The organism is Micromonospora sp. NPDC005197 (genome assembly GCF_040608295.1).
Taxonomy (GTDB): Bacteria; Actinomycetota; Actinomycetes; order Mycobacteriales; family Micromonosporaceae; genus Micromonospora.
On record NZ_JBEXHY010000233.1, the window covers coordinates 1 to 4,070 of the forward strand.

The window sequence follows — 4,070 nt, forward strand, 5'->3', positions numbered from 1 at the left end:
CCCCAGGCCACGTCCATGCACTTGTTGTTCTGGGTACGCAACGTGCCGCCGACAAACTCCCAGCGCTGGTTCGTGCCGTCGGTGCAGTTCCAGACAATCAGGCGTTGACCATCGCTGAAGTTCCAGTTCGGTACGTCGATGCACTTGTTGTGCCAGTTGCTGACGATCCGGCTGGAGTCGGTGGCCGGGGGCGGCGTGGTGGGCGGCGGGTTGCCGCCGGTGAACGGCGAGAGGATGATCGCCGCCGAGCGGGGGTCACCATGGTGCACCAGCGACTCGAAGCCACCGACGTCGTCGTAGGCGAAGCCGTACGCCTTGCCGTCGGCCATGTTCGCGTGGACGATCCGCGAGTAGTGGTTGGGCGAGCTGTTGCGGTAGAACTGGTTCGCATCCAGCACCGGCTCCTGCGACGAGGTGCCCAGGGTGCCTCGGTTCAGCGCCGTGCACAGCGTCCGCTTTATCTCCGGCTCGATGAACGGTGGCGTGTTCGGGGCGTTGAACACCCCGTCGCAGCCCCAGACGTTGGCCGTGCTGGGCTTGGCCACCGTGGCGACCTGAGCGCCGGCAGAGTCGGTGAAGACCATGGTGTTGCCGTTGGTCCGGCCGAAGAACCGCCGGTTCGGCTCGTTGACCCGGGGCACGACGGTGAGGGTTCGGCCCGTGTAGGCGTTCCACGCCGAGGTGATGTATCCGTCCAGGTAGTTCGGGCTCATCAGGCCGGCGTCCATCGCCTTGCCGGGCGCGAGGACCCGCAGGACGGTGCCGTCGGAGCGGGTGTACACGGAACGGGCGAAGTCGCCGTTGGCCCGGATCTGGTTGATCACGTTCTCCCGGCCGTTGGCGACCGGGTCGCCGGTGCGGATCGTCTGTCCGTCGGCACCGGTGACGCTCACGCCGTGCGGGACGGCGAACATGTCCACCTGGGAACTGTTCAGCCACAGACCCGAGTCGTTGTAGGTGAACTCGGACCAGTCGAACAGGATGTCCCGGTTCGGGTCACCGCCGGCCCACGGAGCGGGTTGGACAAGCCCGTCGGGGCTGAGACGGAGGTCCAACTTCCGGCCGAAGGAGAAATAGATCCGACCCGAGATGAACCGCGGGACGCGTACGGTGACGCTGCCTCCATTGCCTGGGCCCGAGATCGCGACGTCCGGCGCGGGGGTCGGTGGCAGGCCACCAGCGGGCCAGGCCGAGAACTGTCCGGCGGCATTGACGTAGCCGAGCCGGCCGCCGGGGCGGATATCCTGCCCCAGGATGTAGAGGAACACGGCCTCGCCGCGGCCGGAGTTGTTCGTGACGGTGACGGGTAGGACATCAGGCCCCACCGCGTCGGCCGGCTGCGGCATGACGGTGACCATCGGAACAGCGGTGACAAGGACCGCCGCAGCGGCGCCGAGAGCCACCCTGAGGCGGCCTAGCATCGACAAGCTCTTGTTCAACCGGAACCTCCTGACATCGGCCTGGCCCGTCCTGACGGCCAGGACGAGTCCGAGAGAGCGCTCTCACAGCCTGATAATCATCGATGGCAAAGTCAACAGCAATCGTTAACTTTGTTGCCTGTGATTCGGAGGTCATCAGGTCCCAGATAACCCGGGAGCACCATGAGGCAGCGTCAACGGGCGGGCATCGTGGACGGCCCACCCTCTCGGTGTCGGCGCCCCGGGCCGGCTCGGCGGTCAGGCACTCTGGGTTGAACCCCAGGGTTCAGCGGATGCCCACGAAGAACCGGGTCTGGTCACTGCGGTGCAACGCGTAGTAGGCCTCGAAACGGGTGCCGTCGGGCAACCAGGCCACGGATTCGATGCCGAGCAGAGGCGTTGAGGTCGCCACCTCGAGCAGCGCGGCGTCGTCGGGCTCCGGGAAGACCGCTTCGATCCAACGGTCGGCTGCGGCGGCCTCCAGCCCGTAGCGGCGTCGCAGCACGTCGTACAGCGACTGGTTCTCGAGCACGGCGCGCTCCAGGCCGGGCACCAGGCGGGCCGGCAGAGCGGTATCGACGAGCAGCCACGGCTGTCCATCGACCCGTCGGAGTCTGCGCATCCGTACGACCTGCTCGCCGTGCGGGATCTGCAGCAGCTCGGCTTCGCGCTGGTCCGCCTCGCCGAGGCTCTGGCTGATCGTGTGGGTGGCCACCCTGCGGCCGGCCTCCCGCAGATCGTGCGCGGATCCGGACACCGAGCCGACGAAGTGCAGCTCCGTCTTACGTGGAGCGACGAAGGCGCCCCGCCCTTTGACCTTGTAGATCATCCGCTGCTGGACGAGCTCACGCAGCGCTTCCCGCACCACGGTCCGAGAGACGCCGAAGATGTCGCTCAACTCCGCCTCGGAGGGCAGCGGCTGGTCCGGGCCGACCTCACCTGACTCGATCTGACTGCGCAGCGCTCGCATCAGCTGCATCCACAGCGGTTCGCCCCCGTCACGGGTCAACCGCCGGTAGGTCATCGTCATGGATCCCCTTCTCATCGATCGCGTACAGCATGCCATGCCGGCAATGCTGTCGTTACAGGTTGCTCGGAATTCTGAGGCGGGATCGCGGATGGCGGGAACCACCGTCGGGAAATCCCCTGGTCGTTACGCCCCTGTTACCAGAAACACTGTGACGTGCAACACGTTCTTAACGCAGATCTAGCGCACCTGTCACTACAGGTCTGTAATAACTGGACCTCGCCCCACCCCCGTGGTGGCCAGGCAACCTGCGCACACCGTGTCCCGCTCCGGCGGGGCCGCTCTTCCTGGAGGCCCCCACCATGCGCGTCCACCACACATCCCGGCGCTGGCGCGCCGCAGCGTCAGCCTCGCTCGCGGCCGCAATCGCGGTAACGGCGTCCGGTTGCGGCTCCGGCTCGAACGACGGCGGAGGGAGCGCAGGCGGCGACAAGCCGTTCATCGCGCTCAGCAACGGCTTCATCGGCAACGGCTGGCGGCAGACGATGATCGCCAAGTTCGAGGCCTCCGCCGCCAAGGCGCAGAGCGACGGGCTGATCGGCAAGTTCAAGGTCGTCAACGCCCCCGGCGAGAACTCGGCCACCGAGCAGGTCGCCCAGATCAAGAGCCTGCTGCTGCAGAAGCCGGACGCCCTGCTCATCGACCCGGCCTCGCCGACCGCGCTCAAACCGGTCATCCAGCAGGCCTGCGACGCCGGCATCAAGGTCGTGGTCTTCGACTCAGCGATCGACGCCCCCTGCGCCCACGTGCTGCTCAACAGCTTCAAGGACTGGGCGACGGCCGCAGCCGAGCCGCTGGTCAAGGGCATCGGCGGCAAGGGAACGGTCATCGTCAGCCGCGGCGTGGTCGGCTCCCAGCCCGAGGAGGAGATGTACAAGACCACGCAGGAGATCCTGGCCGCCAACCCGGATGTCAAGGTCGCCGCGACCGTCAACGGGATGTGCGACGGCGCCAAGGCGCAGAAGGCCGTGCTCGGCGTGCTGTCCAGCGTGCCGAAGGTGGACGGCGTCATCGGCTGCGGCGACGGCTACGGCGTCGCCCAGGCCTTCACCACGGCCGGCAAGCCGATCCCGGCGCTCACCTTCGAGACCAACGGCCGCGCGCTGAAGTACTGGCAGGACAGCAAGCTCGACAACGGCTCGGTCGCGGTCATGTCCGACCCGGGCCAGTCGGTGGCCGCCCTCTGGGAGGCGATCGACCTGCTCGACGGCAAGGACATCCCGAAGGAACTGACCTTCCCGATCGTGCTGGTGGAGCAGAAGGACGTGGCCGCCTGGGCCGGCGCGCTCAAGCCCGACGAGTACGCCGCCTGGCCGTGGACCCAGGACCTCTTCCGCAAGCAGGTCGAGGCCGTGAAGACCGGTGGCGCGCCGGTCCAGCCGCCGATCCCGACGGCCGCCGGCTGACCGGGACATCCCAAAGGAGCGGATCATGCACGTCGACAACCTGCCGGTGGGGTCGCTCGCGGCCCCGCCGGCGGGCGACCGGGAGGCCACACCGGCCCAGCCGGTCGTCACCGCACGGCAGGTGACCAGGACGTACGGACGTACCCGGGCGCTCACCGGCGTGGGGGGCGGGGGGCGCGGCGGGGGGGGGGGGGGGGGCGTGGGGCGCGCCGGCGCCGG

Annotated in this window: 4 protein-coding genes; 2 read left to right on the plus strand and 2 right to left on the minus strand. The window is 68.3% G+C overall.

What is annotated here, in order from left to right:
• Both ABZU46_RS31255 and ABZU46_RS31260 read right to left on the minus strand, forming a co-directional pair.
• On the minus strand, window positions 1-1,346 hold a 1,346-nt coding region (locus ABZU46_RS31255), incomplete at its 3' end, for a beta-1,3-glucanase family protein (RefSeq protein WP_354863293.1).
• Between the two features lie 358 nt (window positions 1,347-1,704).
• Window positions 1,705-2,448 (minus strand): GntR family transcriptional regulator, encoded by a 744-nt coding sequence (locus ABZU46_RS31260; protein ID WP_354863294.1) that lies wholly within the window; start codon window positions 2,446-2,448, stop codon window positions 1,705-1,707.
• 299 nt (window positions 2,449-2,747) lie between these two features.
• On the opposite strand from ABZU46_RS31260, the gene ABZU46_RS31265 reads away from it, so the two are divergent.
• Entirely contained in the window at window positions 2,748-3,851 is a 1,104-nt protein-coding gene (locus ABZU46_RS31265) for an ABC transporter substrate-binding protein (protein ID WP_354863295.1), read from the plus strand.
• 25 nt (window positions 3,852-3,876) lie between these two features.
• Window positions 3,877-4,070: hypothetical protein (locus ABZU46_RS31270; RefSeq protein ID WP_354863296.1), on the plus strand; the 194-nt coding region annotated here is incomplete at its 3' end.